Source organism: Candidatus Filomicrobium marinum, from assembly GCF_000981545.1.
Taxonomy (GTDB): Bacteria; Pseudomonadota; Alphaproteobacteria; order Rhizobiales; family Hyphomicrobiaceae; genus Filomicrobium; species Filomicrobium insigne.
Map to the genome: position 1 here is coordinate 2,090,248 of NZ_LN829119.1, position 14,318 is coordinate 2,104,565.

The 14,318-nt window shown below is 59.1% G+C and carries 19 protein-coding genes; 11 read left to right on the plus strand and 8 right to left on the minus strand.

Annotation, left to right across the window (positions count from 1 at the left end; all coding sequences use genetic code 11):
• Positions 1–12: 12 nt before the first annotated feature.
• The 3 genes from YBN1229_RS09830 (at position 13) to YBN1229_RS09840 (ending at position 2,273) form a co-directional block, all read left to right on the plus strand.
• Entirely contained in the window at positions 13–744 is a 732-nt protein-coding gene (locus YBN1229_RS09830) for a RibD family protein (RefSeq protein WP_244464890.1), read from the plus strand.
• 48 nt (positions 745–792) lie between these two features.
• Positions 793–1,386, plus strand: a complete 594-nt coding sequence (locus tag YBN1229_RS09835) for a cytochrome b (RefSeq protein WP_052743839.1) — start codon at positions 793–795, stop codon at positions 1,384–1,386.
• A 158-nt stretch (positions 1,387–1,544) separates the two neighbouring features.
• Positions 1,545–2,273: a hypothetical protein gene (locus tag YBN1229_RS09840; protein ID WP_046478178.1), complete on the plus strand. Its 729-nt coding sequence runs from the start codon at positions 1,545–1,547 to the stop codon at positions 2,271–2,273.
• Positions 2,274–2,306: 33 nt separating this feature from the next.
• Here YBN1229_RS09840 and YBN1229_RS09845 read toward each other — a convergent pair whose 3' ends face one another.
• Positions 2,307–3,230 carry a sodium:calcium antiporter gene (locus YBN1229_RS09845; protein ID WP_046478179.1) on the minus strand — a complete coding sequence of 308 codons (924 nt, stop codon included), beginning with the start codon at positions 3,228–3,230 and terminating at the stop codon, positions 2,307–2,309.
• Between the two features lie 229 nt (positions 3,231–3,459).
• Here YBN1229_RS09845 and YBN1229_RS09850 point away from each other — a divergent pair, with 229 nt between their 5' ends.
• A complete protein-coding gene (locus YBN1229_RS09850; RefSeq protein WP_046478180.1) occupies positions 3,460–3,879 on the plus strand; it encodes a hypothetical protein in 420 nt (139 codons plus the stop codon).
• A gap of 19 nt (positions 3,880–3,898) precedes the next feature.
• Here YBN1229_RS09850 and YBN1229_RS09855 read toward each other — a convergent pair whose 3' ends face one another.
• Positions 3,899–5,236 carry an MFS transporter gene (locus tag YBN1229_RS09855; RefSeq protein ID WP_244464891.1) on the minus strand — a complete coding sequence of 446 codons (1,338 nt, stop codon included), beginning with the start codon at positions 5,234–5,236 and terminating at the stop codon, positions 3,899–3,901.
• Positions 5,237–5,274: 38 nt separating this feature from the next.
• On the opposite strand from YBN1229_RS09855, the gene YBN1229_RS09860 reads away from it, so the two are divergent.
• Both YBN1229_RS09860 and YBN1229_RS09865 read left to right on the plus strand, forming a co-directional pair.
• On the plus strand, positions 5,275–6,078 hold the full coding sequence (locus YBN1229_RS09860; protein ID WP_046478181.1) for an AraC family transcriptional regulator: 804 nt from the start codon (positions 5,275–5,277) through the stop codon (positions 6,076–6,078).
• Between the two features lie 81 nt (positions 6,079–6,159).
• The gene (locus YBN1229_RS09865) at positions 6,160–6,651 is read left to right on the plus strand and encodes a hypothetical protein (RefSeq protein ID WP_046478182.1); all 492 of its coding nucleotides are present in this window, start codon (positions 6,160–6,162) and stop codon (positions 6,649–6,651) included.
• 40 nt (positions 6,652–6,691) lie between these two features.
• Here YBN1229_RS09865 and YBN1229_RS09870 read toward each other — a convergent pair whose 3' ends face one another.
• Positions 6,692–7,093: a hypothetical protein gene (locus YBN1229_RS09870; RefSeq protein ID WP_046478183.1), complete on the minus strand. Its 402-nt coding sequence runs from the start codon at positions 7,091–7,093 to the stop codon at positions 6,692–6,694.
• A 305-nt stretch (positions 7,094–7,398) separates the two neighbouring features.
• Here YBN1229_RS09870 and YBN1229_RS09875 point away from each other — a divergent pair, with 305 nt between their 5' ends.
• The 3 genes from YBN1229_RS09875 (at position 7,399) to YBN1229_RS09885 (ending at position 8,723) form a co-directional block, all read left to right on the plus strand.
• Positions 7,399–7,767 (plus strand): hypothetical protein, encoded by a 369-nt coding sequence (locus YBN1229_RS09875; protein ID WP_046478184.1) that lies wholly within the window; start codon positions 7,399–7,401, stop codon positions 7,765–7,767.
• A 47-nt stretch (positions 7,768–7,814) separates the two neighbouring features.
• The gene (locus tag YBN1229_RS09880) at positions 7,815–8,081 is read left to right on the plus strand and encodes an acylphosphatase (RefSeq protein ID WP_432264122.1); all 267 of its coding nucleotides are present in this window, start codon (positions 7,815–7,817) and stop codon (positions 8,079–8,081) included.
• Between the two features lie 129 nt (positions 8,082–8,210).
• Positions 8,211–8,723 (plus strand): phosphate-starvation-inducible PsiE family protein, encoded by a 513-nt coding sequence (locus YBN1229_RS09885; protein WP_046478186.1) that lies wholly within the window; start codon positions 8,211–8,213, stop codon positions 8,721–8,723.
• Positions 8,724–8,792: 69 nt separating this feature from the next.
• On the opposite strand, the gene YBN1229_RS09890 is transcribed toward YBN1229_RS09885, so the two are convergent.
• Positions 8,793–9,377 carry a cupin domain-containing protein gene (locus YBN1229_RS09890; protein ID WP_046480229.1) on the minus strand — a complete coding sequence of 195 codons (585 nt, stop codon included), beginning with the start codon at positions 9,375–9,377 and terminating at the stop codon, positions 8,793–8,795.
• 237 nt (positions 9,378–9,614) lie between these two features.
• On the opposite strand from YBN1229_RS09890, the gene YBN1229_RS09895 reads away from it, so the two are divergent.
• Complete coding sequence (locus YBN1229_RS09895; protein ID WP_244465064.1) at positions 9,615–10,088, plus strand: fasciclin domain-containing protein; 474 nt, start codon at positions 9,615–9,617, stop codon at positions 10,086–10,088.
• A 74-nt stretch (positions 10,089–10,162) separates the two neighbouring features.
• The gene (locus tag YBN1229_RS09900; RefSeq protein WP_046478187.1) at positions 10,163–10,396 is read left to right on the plus strand and encodes a DUF378 domain-containing protein; all 234 of its coding nucleotides are present in this window, start codon (positions 10,163–10,165) and stop codon (positions 10,394–10,396) included.
• Positions 10,397–10,983: 587 nt separating this feature from the next.
• Here YBN1229_RS09900 and YBN1229_RS09905 read toward each other — a convergent pair.
• Genes YBN1229_RS09905 through YBN1229_RS09920 form a run of 4 tightly spaced genes read right to left on the minus strand, consistent with a single transcriptional unit; the run spans position 10,984 to position 14,286 of the window.
• Positions 10,984–11,817 carry a hypothetical protein gene (locus YBN1229_RS09905; RefSeq protein WP_046478188.1) on the minus strand — a complete coding sequence of 278 codons (834 nt, stop codon included), beginning with the start codon at positions 11,815–11,817 and terminating at the stop codon, positions 10,984–10,986.
• Complete coding sequence (locus tag YBN1229_RS09910; protein WP_046478189.1) at positions 11,814–12,860, minus strand: glycosyltransferase family 4 protein; 1,047 nt, start codon at positions 12,858–12,860, stop codon at positions 11,814–11,816. The genes YBN1229_RS09905 and YBN1229_RS09910 overlap by 4 nt, the downstream gene beginning before the upstream one ends.
• Complete coding sequence (locus YBN1229_RS09915) at positions 12,853–13,257, minus strand: 6-pyruvoyl trahydropterin synthase family protein (RefSeq protein ID WP_046478190.1); 405 nt, start codon at positions 13,255–13,257, stop codon at positions 12,853–12,855. The genes YBN1229_RS09910 and YBN1229_RS09915 overlap by 8 nt, the downstream gene beginning before the upstream one ends.
• Positions 13,258–13,287: 30 nt before the next feature.
• On the minus strand, positions 13,288–14,286 hold the full coding sequence (locus YBN1229_RS09920; RefSeq protein ID WP_052743841.1) for a zinc-dependent alcohol dehydrogenase: 999 nt from the start codon (positions 14,284–14,286) through the stop codon (positions 13,288–13,290).
• Positions 14,287–14,318 lie beyond the last annotated feature (32 nt).

The following is a 14,318-nucleotide window of genomic DNA, read 5'->3' on the forward strand; positions in this document are numbered from 1 at the left end:
GAGCCGAGCCAGGTGAGCGACCCCGCTGTTCCACCGCGTGTGCGCCAGATGAGTGATCCCCTCGCCCCGATCCTCGCTGCGAGCGACGACCGGCCGTTCGTTGTGGCTCAGCTTGGCCAGTCTCTCGACGGGCGCATCGCAACGGTTACCGGCGAAAGTCGGTGGATCAACAACGCGGAAGCTCTGGATCATCTGCATCGCCTGCGCGCCGCCGTTGATGCCGTGGTTGTAGGCGTCGGCACAGTGTTGGCGGACGATCCAAGGCTTAACGTGCGCCGCGTCGCGCTCCCCCCGGGCAAGGCACAGCCGGCCCGTGTCGTGATCGATCCAAACGGACGGATGCCGGCCGGCCTCAGCTGCCTCGCGAACGACGGCACCCGGCGCATCGTTGTGACGGCCTCGGCAGAGGTTGTTGAAGCCGATGACCTGGAAGTGATTCGCCTTGAGCGACAGGACGGCACATTCCGGCCCGGAGAAATCGTCGCTGCGCTCTTCGCGCTAGGCTTGAGAAGGATTTTGATCGAGGGTGGGGCGACCACCGTGTCATCGTTTCTTGATGCTGGTGTGCTCGATCGGCTGCATTTGATCGTGGGGCCAATGATTATAGGCTCTGGCAAGCTTGGTCTCCAATTGCGCCCTATAACTGAGCTTGATAACGCCATTCGCCCCCAGGTAACCGTCTATCCGTTGCCCGGAGGTGACGTTATTTTCGATTGTGACTTGCGCATGCGAAAGGCAGTATAAGCCGTATCTTGGTGTGACCAATCTTCATGGATTGAAAGGTGGGTATCGATGGATAAGCCGAGCAATGAGACCATCGCGACCACGTCGGGTGATGTCGAGATTTACTCGCTGACGGCCAGGACCTTGCACTGGCTTGTCGTCGTACTTCTCGCCGTGCAGATACCCGTGGGCTTTTACATGGCCTACCGCGGCAACGACCTGAACATTTGGGACGCGCTGACGAACAATCTTTACAGCCTGCACAAGCTCGGCGGGCTGGCTATTCTGGCGGTCGTCATATTACGTCTGTTGTACCGGCTGACGGCCGGCGCGCCGCGCCACGAGCCCAGCCTTGAGGGGTGGCAGTGCGTAGTGAGTGAGCTTAACCATTGGGGGCTTTATCTGCTACTCTTGGTTGTGCCGGTCCTCGGATACTTGGGAGTTGCTTATTTTCCGGCACTAGACGCATTCGGCTTCAAGATCCCGGCACTCGTGGCTCCGGACAAAGCGATGTCCGAAACGGTGTTCTTCTGGCACATGGTTGGTGCCTTTGCGCTTCTCACGTTGATCGCCATGCACATCGGCGCCGCGCTCTTTCACTACATTATCCGCGGCGACAACGTATTGGGGCGCATGTTGCCCGGCCTGTTACGGCGAGTCTGATCGGTACAACACCCCGCCCGCACACTCGGATGTTATGAAATCGCGTGTTCTCCACTGCAACGCTCGCAGCATTGTGGATGCACGTCTAAGCGCGCTTGCCGCGGCACCAGGACTCGCGATTGATGGAGTGATTTTTAAATGCGCTTTTGGGGGACTTCATGTTTGCAGAGTTCATTGCCGAACAGGCGCGCCCATTCTTTGATTATTTGAAGTTAGCCGTCGACACCACGTTCCGCCCGATCAAGGTGGCCCATCAGATAAATCTGGGAGACCGAGAGGATTTCAAGTACCGCTTAACGTTCTTTCTTGCGATCTGCGCTTTGTGGATTTCGCTGCAGACGTTCGCCGCCGCGTACCTCGATGTGGACGTGATGCCGGCTCGCATCGATACCTTCTGGCAGTATCTCCAGCCCATATTAGCCGGAAGCATGTTCCTGCTTTTGTATCTGCCCATGCGGATATTGCGGTGGACCCGCCTGAAGTTCTCCGAATATTTCCAGGCGGCCGCCATGAGTATGGGGCCGGGCCTGTTTCAGCAGCCATTCATTTTGCTGCCCGCTTTCCTGGTTGTTGGCATTTACGGTCATCCGAATGCCAATGATCCCGCTATACAGGGCATCCTCAATCAGCCGGGCGCGGAGGCGCTGAGTCTTTGCGCGCCAGACTTCAGTTCGCTCATGTGCCTGAATAGCTTCGGCAGCGTCGCCCCCGAAACGGCTTGGACGGGAGATTTCATTCTTCTGATCAATCTGATTTTTCTCGTTCCCGTCGTGATGCTGATCAAGCACGCGACAGGCATCGCTTACTGGAAGCAAGCCGCGAGTTTCGCGATTATTTTGATGGTCATCGCGGGCGTAGGACTGGCGATCGAAAACCTTTACACATGAACGCCTTGCGGACGCTCAGCTGTCCACGCCCCCTCAGCGCCATTGAGAAACCACGACGATGTACGCCGCATAGACGCCAAGCAGAAGGAGCCCGCGCCAGCGGCCAATGACGCCCGATGCGGGCGGATATGTCAGAACAACCGACGCAAACCCAAGGATCAAGGCCGGCGCGACTTCACTCACAGAAATGCTAATCGGGGAAAGGCCGGCCGCAACGCCGACGACAAGCAAGCCGTTGAAGATGTTGCTGCCAAGGATGGTTCCCAGCCCGACCTCTTCGTGTCCTTTAATCCCTGCGATGATTGCTGTTGCCAGTTCAGGCACGGACGTGCCGAGGGCCACAACTGTCGCGCCAATTATGAAGGCGTCGATGCCGTGAGCCTCGCCGATCGCGGACGCGCTTACGACGATGAGATTGCCTGCGAGGATCAGAAGCCCCAAACCTGCTAATCCTGCGAGAACGGCGTAAACAGGTTTATGTTCGCCGAGCACTGCGGCGGCGGCGCTGCGTTGCCGCCGGGCCTCGTTCAGTACGGCTATGAACCAGCCGGCAAAGAGCGCCAACAGTAGCAAGCCATCGACTCTGGAAAGCTCTCCGTCCGCAAGAAGGGCGGCGATGATGAGCGGAACGATGAGCGCCGCTGGGAAATCGCGGCGGATGCTGTCGCGGGGCACCCGGATGGGCATGATCAGCAGGGCGGCCGCGAGGATCAAGGCAACATTCACCACATTGCTGCCAAGCGCATCCCCGAGTGCAATCGTAGGAGTGCCGTTGAGCCCGGAACTGATCGCAACCGTTAATTCGGGGCTGGATGTTGCAAACGCGGCGATCGTAGCGGCGATGATCCCAGGGGAAATCCGCAAGGCGCCTGCAATACCGACCGTGCCCCGCACGAAGAGCTCGCCGCCCCCACCCGCCAGAACCACGCCGAGTAGCAGTAGAAGATAGTCGTTCACGGCGGCCCCCCAATATGACTAGGCATTGAAAATGGTTACTAGGCGCAATCCGTCAATAACTAGGCGCGTCTTTGCTCATGAATTTCCTACCGGACATGACAGTGCCGCGCGATAAGCACGTTCAACGAAAAGCTCCATGTTCCTTGGGGGACATCCTTTTGCCTGTATGCCCTCCATGATAAAAGCTCAGGGAATGGAGTGTGGAAAATTCACAAGGCGGAAGCAAACAATGACCCGGACAATTCTCGCGATTGCTACGAGCTTGCTTGGCATTTCGATGCTTTTTGCTTCTGCAGCCCAGGCGTGTATCTCATGCAGTTACGTGCCCGAGGTCGTGAACACACCCTCGCCCTATCAGCCGAAAGCCTACAAGCAGAAGCGCGCTTACAACAAATCGGTCGAGCGTCGGAAGGCGCGTCCGCAAAAGCGCACCGTCACGGCAAAGCCCAGCCCCAAGAAGGCCGATACGGCCAAATCTGAGCCTGCACAGACAGAGACAAACACGGCTGAGACCAAAACGTCTACGGCTCCCGCGAATGCGCCGAATGAGGACAACGGCACGCAGACCGCGGCTTCCGGAGAGACGAGCGTCAATTGCAAGCGGTTCTCCGCCACCGCTGGCGTAACCATCACCGTGCCGTGCGAGTAACTCGTCTAATTGAGACGATTTACGTCGCTTTAGCACTCTGATCCGCTGCCACCGACAGGTTGGTGGGGAGTGCGGCGGGCGAGCCCGGCGCTTCGGGCAACTTGGCCGGCAAGAGCGATACAGCGCACAGGATAGCGGCTGCCGACGCGGCCAAAATATAAAACAGCGCGTCGAAACCCCATGAGTGGTGTACCCACGCGATCAGCGGAAGCACCGCTGCCAGCACGCTGAAACTCACGATAAAACGCGTACCGTAAATCGAGGCACGAAGCTCCGACTTCGCGAGCCTGCCGATCATATAATCGTTGATCGGAATCTGCCCGAAGGCCCCCAGCATAAACCCGAGCGCAACGATCAGCGCCGGCCAGTCCGATAGCCCCGGCATCATCAGGAAGAAGGCGATCTGCAAAAGCGCGAGGCCTGAGAACACCAGCCGGGCGCCATAGCGGTCAAGCAAGCTGCCAACGACAAGCTGCGCGAACGATGCAATGCCAAAAACGAGAAAGGCTAGCCAACCCACTGCTGTAGCTGACGCTGCAATACCGCTAAGACGTTCCTCAAAGACCTTCGGCAGGGCAAACGTCGTCCCTTGAAAGACAATGCTGGAGACGGCGGTCGTGAAGAAGACAATGACCGAAATGCGAAGGAGCAGCCGGCGCCAGTCTGCGTCCTCGCGCCCTGCGGACGACGTCGATTTCGCCATCGACGTGACCGCCCCATTCCTCAGGCCAACCCTGTCGCGAAACGTGCCCAAATAAGCCAGCCCGACAAGAATGGAAAAAACACCCGGCAACCAGAATGCGGCGCGCCAGCCGGTTTGGTCGATCAGGAAGCCGGTGATCAACGCCGCGCTGCCAACACCCATGTTGCCCCACACGCCGTTGATAGCGATGTCCATGCCCATCCTTTTGCCGCCGCGCGCAACCATGGCGAGCCCAACGGGATGGTAGATCGCTCCGAACACGCCGACGACAAACAGACCCACGGCAATCTCAAGCGGGGTCTGCGCCAGTGAGGTCGCGATCGCAGCGAGGCCCACGCCGATGAAAAACACCGCCATCATGCCTTCGCGGCTCCAGCGGTCCGCAAGCCAGCCCGCCGGCAGGGCGAACAGGCCAAAGGCGATAAAGCCCGGCGTGGCATACGGGATCAGCTCTGCATACGAGAGGCCCCACTCCTGGCTCAAAACAAGCGCGGCAACCGTCGCGAAGATGAGCATGAACAGGTGATCGAGAAAGTGGCCGACGTTGAGAAAGAGGAAGTGCGTGCGGTCCTGCATGGCTCTCACGTGATGCGCGTATCCGAGATGATCGCAGGCACCATAGCCGTGGCGAATGATCGATGTTATGACAATCATTGTCGAATTCTTGCCAGTATGGGTTTGCGCAATCTGCCATGATGCAGCGATCTACCGATGCCGCCGACTACCAGGAGCTGCCCGTCGCGGTGGCCGTCATGCGCAAGCATTTTCCCGCCGATTGGGTCACACCCTTTCACAGTCATCGCAGAGACCAGCTTCTTCTCGCCTCTTCGGGAACCATGCGCGTGCGCACGCAAACCCATAGCTGGATCGTGCCTCCACAACGCGCCGTCTACATGCCGGGCGGCTTTGAGCATACGGTCGCGATGCGTGATCCCGTGGAGATGCGCACGCTCTACATCGAGCCGAAGGCGCACCGGGATCTTCCGAGCGCGTGCGTCGTCATCTCGCCGAGTGCCCTCCTGAAGGAGTTGATCAACGCCCTTCTGGATGAGCCGGTCGACTACAGCGATAGTAGCCGGGGCCTATGCCTCAGCCAGTTGATCCTTGAGGAGGTTTGCCGTGGCCGGTCGTTGGACCTGAGCATTCCAATGCCTTCGGATCCACGTCTGATGCGCGTCTGTGAGCACGTGCTCGGGAACCCTGGAGATCACGGCAGCCTCGGCAGCTATGCCGATTTGGCCGGAGCATCTGAACGGACACTGGCGCGCCTCAGCCAGGATGAACTCGGCATGGGCTTTGCGGCGTGGCGTCAGCACATCCGGTTTCATTATGCGCTGGAAGATCTGGCCCGCGGTACGCCGGTCGGCAAAGTCGCCCACGCCTGCGGCTATGCCAGCGTCAGCGCCTTTACGGCAGCCTTCCGCAAAAGCCTCGGCCACCCCCCAACCCGGATCTTGGAGCATCTGTCGGAGGTGAGTGGTTTGGAGGGGGCGTGACAGAGTTCCGTCTGTCGAGCCGTCGCCAGATCGCCCAAACGTCGTTAGACTGATGGCTTTCTTCGCCAGTCGAGCGAGACGATGAATATTGATCCGCGCAAGAAGCCGCTCTTCCGCAAGGTGAATACGCGCACGCGCGGGGTTCGCCACCACACCGGCGGAGATTATCGCCACGAACGCAACACCAAGCAGGAAAAGCGGAACGAGGCCGATCAGGTCTCGCGAGGCTCAATGCACGGCCGGACGCAGCGCGGGCTCGATTACACACCGCTCTTCAGGTTTCTGCTCTCCAAGGTCGGAGAGGATTGGCAGGCGGTGCATGCCGAAGCCATAAGCCGGATTGACCGGGAGGAGCCGATTTTCTGGCTCGTCGCCCGCAACGAAGATGAGCAAAAGCCATACGTCAGAATTGGTGAAAGCAGCTATTTCAGCGGCCTATATATCGATGAGAACGGCAAGCTCGCAAAAGTCGCGCCGGACCTGCGCAACGAGGACTTACAGCCGAGCTGTGCCTGCTGCACGCACACGTTCAACGGTGTTTCGTTCGTAAATAGATTTAAGCCTGAGTTCTAATGACCGTCCGCCACTCTCGGCGTTTGAATATTTTCATGCGCTAGTCACGATGGATTGTGGACTTTGACTTCTGCCATTCAACCAACCGAACTGCTACCTCATAAGCATGGTAGTTGCGCCCTATGATTTGCTGAGGAGACAGGGAAAGAGAGGAGAGCAATTCATCAAGAAGCGCATCGACGCCGAAATCGATGATATCTTGTCCTTCCGCGATTACTTCGACATGCAGCCCATGTAATTCTTGGTGGTAGTCTCGTGCATCGAGTCCAAAACTACGACCAGAATCGGTCTGAACTACGCACGCACGACCACCTCCCAACCCTGACTCATGGTACCGTTCGAATTGCAGCGAGAAACGTTCAGCAACTCTCGCAACGTCGACTGAGAGCCAGCCGATCGGTTCAGCCACATCAAACTTTGGCTGCAAAACCTGTCTGATCACGGTGCTCTCCCTCGATCCAAATTGGGACGGCTTAATCAGGGTAAGCTCGAGCTCAGGGCCAAGCAATTACGTTGTTGTTGGCTACAACCCCTCCATGAGTTCGGTTAACGGTGATCGGATGCCCGCTTTAGCGACTAGAGCCGAACTCGCCCTTTACTCTCCGACGAGCTTAGTATGGTGCCATCCAGTTCGGTCAGTCTTGAGGGCATCCAGAACTGGTAACCAGTCGTCCGGCACCTGCAGGACCCTTTGAGCCTATCGTGCTAAGGTTCCATTCCGATGTTTTATGAACTGAGGACGTCGCAATGGGTACAAGAGCTTTCCTCATCCCCATCGTTTGTGTTGCCGCATATTTTGCGGCCGCAGCAGGCACAGCGTGGTCATCGCCCCTCAATCCTGCCGGATGGAAACCATCAACACACGATCTCAATGCCGGGACGCTGACGCTGATCGGCTCTGGCAGGGCGTATGACAGAGGCCGATACCTGGATGATCCCTGGCCGGGGTATCGCGCGCGAGCCTCGCGGCGGGACGTTCCGATATATCCGAGCTACGGCGTGATCGAGGCGCCTCCCAGAGGCGCCGGCTGGTGGTCGAACGGCCGCGGCAGTTTTTATAAGGGATCGCGGTTCTACAGTGGCCCTGCCTTCCGCCCAGGCTGGCATCGCTGGTGACGGTGCGACAAACGCAAGGAGCGTGAACCATAAGCGAAACCCGCACCGTGCATGTTCGCATTGAGGGCCGCGTGCAGGGAGTGGGCTTTCGCGCTTGTGTCGAGAGAAGAGCCCTGACGCTGGGCCTCAGCGGATGGGTGAGAAACCGATATGACGGCGCGGTAGAAGCCGTGCTGCACGGTCCGCCCCGGCAAGTGGCCGACATGCTGCGCGCCTGCGAGGAGGGGCCGCGTGCCTCGCGCGTCACCCGCGTGGACGTGAGAGAAGAAAGCGGTGAGGCCTACAGTGGTTTCGAGGTGCGCCGGACTGAGTAACTCGTGGGTGCCGCTGACGGTGCCCAGATCTGTGCAAGGAGCGGCCCATCACTTTGGCGTTTTGATCGCTCCATCCGTGCTTTGAACAATTCGTGCCGTACGGGAATTAAATCTTCCGGGAGGCGCAGTATGGCCGATACGGCGAACAAAGCGAGGCGGCAGATGGCAGTTCGGATATTTAGCGAAACGCGGAAGCATTGGGCCCAGCAAAATTGGTATCAGCGCTTCGAGGAGATCATTGTCGTCGTCCTCAGCATTATCGTTGCCATCGTCATTCTCGTGGCGGTGCTCAACTTGGTGCTCACGTTGTACAACATGTTGCGCTTTAGCATTCTCGACGCGTCACACCCCGCAGCATTTCAAGCCGTTTTCGGGATGATCATGATTGTCATCATCGCCCTCGAATTCAATCACACCATCCTTGGCCAATTGGAGCGAGGGCTCGGCGTGGTCCACGTCCGCGCGGTGGTGCTGATTGCGCTGCTGGCCGTTCTTCGAAAATTCATTGTGACCGAGATCGGCGAAGCGGACGCAGACCTGCTGTTTGCCCTGTCAGCGTCGACCATTGCGCTGGGCGCCGTCTATTGGGCCATCCGCCAGCAGGATCACACCATGCGCAGCCGACAACCTGAAGGGGAATAGGGGGCATGTGGTGTCCGGCTCTCGTTCGGAAGCTAACATAGTACGGACGTAAGTAACTTCGCATTGACCCTAAGCCGTTACCACCACGACGGCTGCGGCGTCCGTGCGCCCGGCGCAGCGGTAGCTGTGGGGCGCGGATGGGTCAAAATAAATGGAGTCGGATGCATCGAGCGTGTGGTCCTCGCCGTCGATGGTGATTACGAGCCTGCCTTTGAGCACGTAAACGAGTTCAGCGCCGGGGTGGTCATGCGGCTCGGACGGGCCTGCCCCGGCTGGAAACTCGGCAAGGTAGCCTTCCAGCTTGCGATCTTTGACGGGAAAATCGAGGCTCTCAAAGAAATACACCGAGTTCTTTTGGCCTGGCCGGTTGGGTAGACGCAGGCGATCCCCTGCCCGCACGATGGCTGCAACGGGCCTCTCCGAGCTATCTGCAAAGAAATGCTCCAACCCGACGCCGAACACCAGCGCTATGCGCAAGAGGGTGGGTAGCGTCGGAAAAACCTGGCCACGCTCGATCTTCGATAGCATGGCGGGCGAAAGGCCAGTGTGCGTCCCAAGCTGCACTAGGCCGAGCTTCTTTCTCTGCCTCAATGCTCGAATCTTGGGGCCTATGGCGTACTGCTCAAGTCCTTCAGCAAGCGTGTCACTCAACATTTCTGCGCTCATTTTTTCGTCTCGCTCAAATCGTTCCAACATATTTTTATTATAAGTAAAACAGTATTTCATTTCACGAAAATATGACTCGCATTCAAATTGATTTTCTTTGTATGAAAAACTCGTTGGCCGCCGCAATTGGCGGTGCGCGGGATAACCAACCCGTCGAAGTAAGAGTCGAAGGAGGTAGTTATGAAGTCGCACCTGAAGACAGTCATGATCGCCGCCGTGGCGGGCATGGGCCTCGCCCTCGGCGCACCAGTCGCGCGCGCTACAGAGGACGCGCGCGCGATAGAGAAAGACATCGTCGAGACGGCGGTCGGCGCCGGTAAATTCGCCACACTAACCGAGGCGCTCGGCGCCGCCGGGCTGGTCGATACGCTGAAGGGTAAAGGTCCGTTCACAGTCTTCGCGCCTACAGACGAGGCGTTTGCCAAACTGCAAGCGGGAACCTTGGAGTCTCTGCTGGCGCCTGAGAACAAAGAACAACTGATGGCGATCCTCACCTATCACGTGGTGCCAGGCGCCGTTACGGCGGCAGACGTCGTGAAACTCGACGAAGCGAAAACGGTGAACGGCCAGAAGGTTGCTGTGAAGACGAGCGGCGACACCGTGATGATTAACGGCGCCAACGTCATCACGACCGACATCGCCGCGTCGAACGGCATAATCCACGTGATCGACACTGTGATCATGCCGCCGAAGATCTAGGCCGCCGGCTGAAACGAAAACTTGCCGGGCGGACGCTTGCGGTTGCCTGGCTCCATTTCGAAGGAGTGATACGCATGAAATCGTTGAACCTGATTACGCTGGTACTCGTAATCGTCGGCGCCCTGAACTGGGGCCTCGTTGGATTATTCAACTTCAACCTCGTCGCCGCCATTTTTGGTGAAGGTTCGTCCCTGGCGCGTCTCGTCTATGCCCTCGTTGGATTGTCCGCACTGTGGCAGTTGATCCCACTCGTTACCGCATTGAGGACGGACGAAGTTTCCGCCATGCGCGGACGGTCGCCGAACTGACCAAGGATCTCCGCTGCTGCCGCCCTTTCGGCCGCAGCAGGCTAACTTCGTTGTATCGATGAGGCTGGAACTGGCGACGTTGTCGCCTTCAAGAACTCGGCTCACGAGTTGTCTGCTGTTCCCATCTGATTGGAAGCTCGAGGTGCCTGACGTATGACACACCGCTGTATTGTATGCTCTCTCAATCGAGCACTCTTGGCTCTTAGTCGCGACGACGGTTTGCGTCACAGCTATTTGCTCAGGCGATGGCAAAGCCCCGATATCGCATCCTGCAGATATCAAACTTCAAGGGGAACAGTCCTGAAGCAGATGAAGATCGCGGTCGAACGCTCCGCGATCCACGTCAATGAGCCTTAGAGATTAGCATTCGTCGGACGCGAGAGGTCCCCCCGCCTCTTGCCTCCGTCGACCAGGTGGCCAGAGCAGACTACGAGCCAAGCCCCCCGTGCCGGTATGTCGCTCGGCCACCTGGATTCCCTTTACGCACAAGGTGAGAGCATCGCAGGCTCCAAAAGAGATCGAGGTCAGCTCGTGCGCCTGGAGCAGAACGCGCCCGTCACTCCCAACGAGCTTGAGCGCACCCCAACCTACCCCGGCAACGCAAGCGTATCGGTATGGCCGATGATGGCGCCGGTGCGTTTCAGTCCCACCCAACGCTCCAGCGTTTTCGCATCCACGGCCCCGGTTTCGGCCACAGCGGCGGCGTGGCCCGCCTGAAGTTCAGCAATCAACGCCGCGTCCGAGGGCCCGAGGTCCCAGGGGCTATCGCCCTCCAGAACGCTATAGCCGTGCAGCCGGAATTGTTCGCCGAGTTCAAGCGCGGAGGTCGGACCGGCAGCCGACCCAAAACCCTTGTCCCGCATCTGATGCCGGTGGAACGCCGCAACAATCGCGTTGTCGCTCGGATGGTGCGGGCTCCAGCGCTGTCGGCCGTTATAAGTCAGAACAGTATAAAACGCTGCCTTGCGCGCGACGACCGCCGCAGCAAAGCGCTGCATGAAGGCGACCGACGTCAGATCGAAAAATGCGGCTGAGGTCACCAGATCGGGATGTTCCCCGAGCGCGCCTTCAAGATCGGCATTGAGGTCGAACTGATGGAACGTGACGTCGATGTGTTTGCCGTCCTTTTCCAAGACGAGCTGCGCGTCCTCGGACTTTGACGCATCGGCCCAGTCCATGAGCCGCTCGCGTGCGGCCGTCAGGAGATTGGCGTCATAATCGACAAGCCGCCATGTCTGCCGGTCTGGCAGAAGTAGGGCGGTGGCCTTGAGATTGGAGGCCGCCCCGCAGCCGATATCGACGATCGAGACAGCTTCGCGCTGGGCAAGCCGCGCCGAAAGCGCGCTGGCGATTTCCCGATTGCGCGCACGGTGATCGGCAGGCTCTCGCAGCCCGAGCCACTCGGCCGAAAAACCACTCATGTCGGAATATCCAGGATCGCCGCAGCGACGCGTCTCGCAGTTTCGTTCCAAGTCGGCAGCGAACGCCCATGCTCCCACGACGCATCGGCGAGCCGCACCCTCAGCCGTTTGTCGGTAAGCGCCGACTCCAGCGCCTTCGTCAGTGCAGCGACGTCTCCCGGCGGCACTTTCAGGGCTGCGCCATCGGGAACCGTTTCGGCGGCTGCGCCACCCGTCGAGCAAATGATCGGCAACCCGCGCGCCATCGCTTCCGCGAGCGCCATGCCATATCCCTCGAAACGAGACGGCATAACGAAAAGGTCGGTGCTCTCATAAAAGCGGTCGAGGGTCGCAGGAACGACGACGCCGGGCAGGCTCACGCGATCTTCCAGCTTGGCGGCGGCAATCTGCGCGTTGAGCGCCGCCACCGTCTCGCGGTCACGGTCCAACGCACCCGCGATGTTCACCCGCCAATCGAGATGCTTCAGCGGCAGCAGGGCCTCGATCAAAACATCGTACGCCTTTCGCGGCGTCACGGTCCCGACGCAGAGCAATTGCAGTGGTGTTCCGGTGCCGGTCGCCCGCAGAGCTGGATCCGTGCCGGGTAAGGCGACCGTCACGCGGTCCTTCGCCACCCCATAATCGGCTTCCAGAATGCGTTGTGTCGCCGGACTCGTGACGACGACTTTGTCGGCCAAGGCGAGAGCCGCGCGCTCGCTCGCTTCCAATTCCGCGCGGCGGCGTTCCGACAGACCCGTTTCGAGCGCCAAAGGGTGATGGACGAGAGCAATGATGCGCCGGTTGATCTTTTCGATCACCGAAGACGGCATGGCTCCATATGCCAAGCCGTCGATGAGAAGCGTCGAATTCGGAGGTGCCGAGTTGAGAGTATCGACAGTCGCCGCGAGATCACCCTGGGACGGCGCTGGATATGTCCCTGGAAGTTCCAGGTGACGCACATTGACACCGAACGACGGCAGCATTGTCAGGAGCCGCCGATCGTAGCCATAGCCGCCCGTCGGACTGTCGATATCGCCGGGAATGGCAAAGCAGGTTTCAGTCACCGATAGGCCCCTCATAGGATGCCCGCGCAAGGTCCGTTTCACTCAACGTTACCCGGATCTTGGCGAGGCCGCTGGACCCTTCGCCGAGACCGCCGCTGCGCGCAGCCCGCGCGATCTCGTCGAAAATGTGCTTCGCCAGGAACTCCGTCGTCGTGAGCTTGCCGGTAAATTGCGTCAATTCGTCGAGGTTCTGATAGGCAAGTGGTTTCAGCGTGTCGTTCAAAACTTGCAGCGCCGCGCCAATGTCGACAACGACGTTGTGCCGCGTCAGCTCAGCGCGGAAGAAGGCGACATCGACAACGAATGTCGCGCCGTGCATTTTTTGCGCTGGACCGAAGAACGGGTCGGGAAGGCTGTGAGCGATCATGATGCGGTCGCGCACTTCAACGGAAAACATGGGCTATTTGCTCCTATTGGGTTTTCAAGCTCACGCATAATTGAGGACAGGCGCGAGTTTACTCGCCGGTCCGTTGAGAATGGCAGGGATCAGGTCGGCGGCGTCGCGAAAGGCGATCTCATCGTAAACAAGTTGATCAAGCACGGGATCGCGTAAAAGTTTCAAGGCCGTTGCGAGACGGCGGCTATAAGACCAGCGCGCGCGCCGAGAGGCGGAGACTTGGCCGACTTGCGACGATTGCAACGTTAAACGGCGGCTATGAAACGCCCCGCCCAGCGAGACCTGTTGCTGACTCGCACCGTACCATGACAATTCAATCACACGCGCTTCAAACCCGGCGCAATTGATCGCAGTCGTCAGTCCTTCCGAACTCGCGCTTGTGTGAAAAACGACGTCGGCGTCCTGCGGGGCCTGATCAGGCAACGCGAAATCGCCACCAAAGTCCTGAACGAGCGCGCGCCGGCTCGGATCAATGTCGATCACGGTAACCTCAGCATGCGGCAATTGCGCCGCGATCCGTGCGACCAGCAGTCCGACAACCCCCGCACCCACGACCACGATACGATCCCCCGGCCCGGTTGCCGCATCCCAATGGGCGTTCAGTGCCGTTTCCATATTGGCCGCCAGCGTCGCCCGCTTGGCCGGCACATCGTCCGGGACCACCGCCAATGCGGCGATGGGTGCGACAAAGATGTCCTGGTGCGGATGAAGGCAAAAAACCGTTTTACCTACGAGGTCTTCCGGGCCGTCCTCGACGATCCCGGTCGCGCAATAGCCGTATTTAACTGGGAAAGGAAAATCGCCCGACTGAAAAGGAGCCCGCATTCGGGGCCACTCGCTTTCAGGGACGGCTCCATTCAGAACGAGGCGTTCCGTGCCACGGCTTATTCCGCTGTACAACGCGCGCACCACCGCTTCATTCGGGGCCGGAGCTTTCAAAGTTTCAACACGGATCTCTGCGACGCCAGGATTGGTAAACCAAACGGCGCGGCCAATGTGTCGCTTGCCAGTCGATTTGCGTACCGTCATATCGAGAGCCTTTGAAGTTGGCGCGGCCTGGA

Excerpts from the sequence above, each read along its gene's own strand:
- YBN1229_RS09895 (WP_244465064.1), top strand. The coding sequence starts at position 9,615 with ATGGGCCTCGCCCTCGGCGCACCAGTCGCGCGCGCTACAGAGGACGCG.
- YBN1229_RS09840 (WP_046478178.1), top strand. The coding sequence starts at position 1,545 with ATGTTTGCAGAGTTCATTGCCGAACAGGCGCGCCCATTCTTTGATTAT.
- YBN1229_RS09865 (WP_046478182.1), top strand. The coding sequence starts at position 6,160 with ATGAATATTGATCCGCGCAAGAAGCCGCTCTTCCGCAAGGTGAATACG.
- YBN1229_RS09855 (WP_244464891.1), bottom strand. The coding sequence starts at position 5,236 with ATGATTGTCATAACATCGATCATTCGCCACGGCTATGGTGCCTGCGAT.
- YBN1229_RS09885 (WP_046478186.1), top strand. The coding sequence starts at position 8,211 with ATGGCCGATACGGCGAACAAAGCGAGGCGGCAGATGGCAGTTCGGATA.
- YBN1229_RS09875 (WP_046478184.1), top strand. The coding sequence starts at position 7,399 with ATGGGTACAAGAGCTTTCCTCATCCCCATCGTTTGTGTTGCCGCATAT.
- YBN1229_RS09890 (WP_046480229.1), bottom strand. The coding sequence starts at position 9,377 with ATGTTGAGTGACACGCTTGCTGAAGGACTTGAGCAGTACGCCATAGGC.
- YBN1229_RS09900 (WP_046478187.1), top strand. The coding sequence starts at position 10,163 with ATGAAATCGTTGAACCTGATTACGCTGGTACTCGTAATCGTCGGCGCC.
- YBN1229_RS09850 (WP_046478180.1), top strand. The coding sequence starts at position 3,460 with ATGACCCGGACAATTCTCGCGATTGCTACGAGCTTGCTTGGCATTTCG.
- YBN1229_RS09920 (WP_052743841.1), bottom strand. The coding sequence starts at position 14,286 with ATGACGGTACGCAAATCGACTGGCAAGCGACACATTGGCCGCGCCGTT.
- YBN1229_RS09915 (WP_046478190.1), bottom strand. The coding sequence starts at position 13,257 with ATGTTTTCCGTTGAAGTGCGCGACCGCATCATGATCGCTCACAGCCTT.
- YBN1229_RS09835 (WP_052743839.1), top strand. The coding sequence starts at position 793 with ATGGATAAGCCGAGCAATGAGACCATCGCGACCACGTCGGGTGATGTC.
- YBN1229_RS09860 (WP_046478181.1), top strand. The coding sequence starts at position 5,275 with ATGATGCAGCGATCTACCGATGCCGCCGACTACCAGGAGCTGCCCGTC.
- YBN1229_RS09905 (WP_046478188.1), bottom strand. The coding sequence starts at position 11,817 with ATGAGTGGTTTTTCGGCCGAGTGGCTCGGGCTGCGAGAGCCTGCCGAT.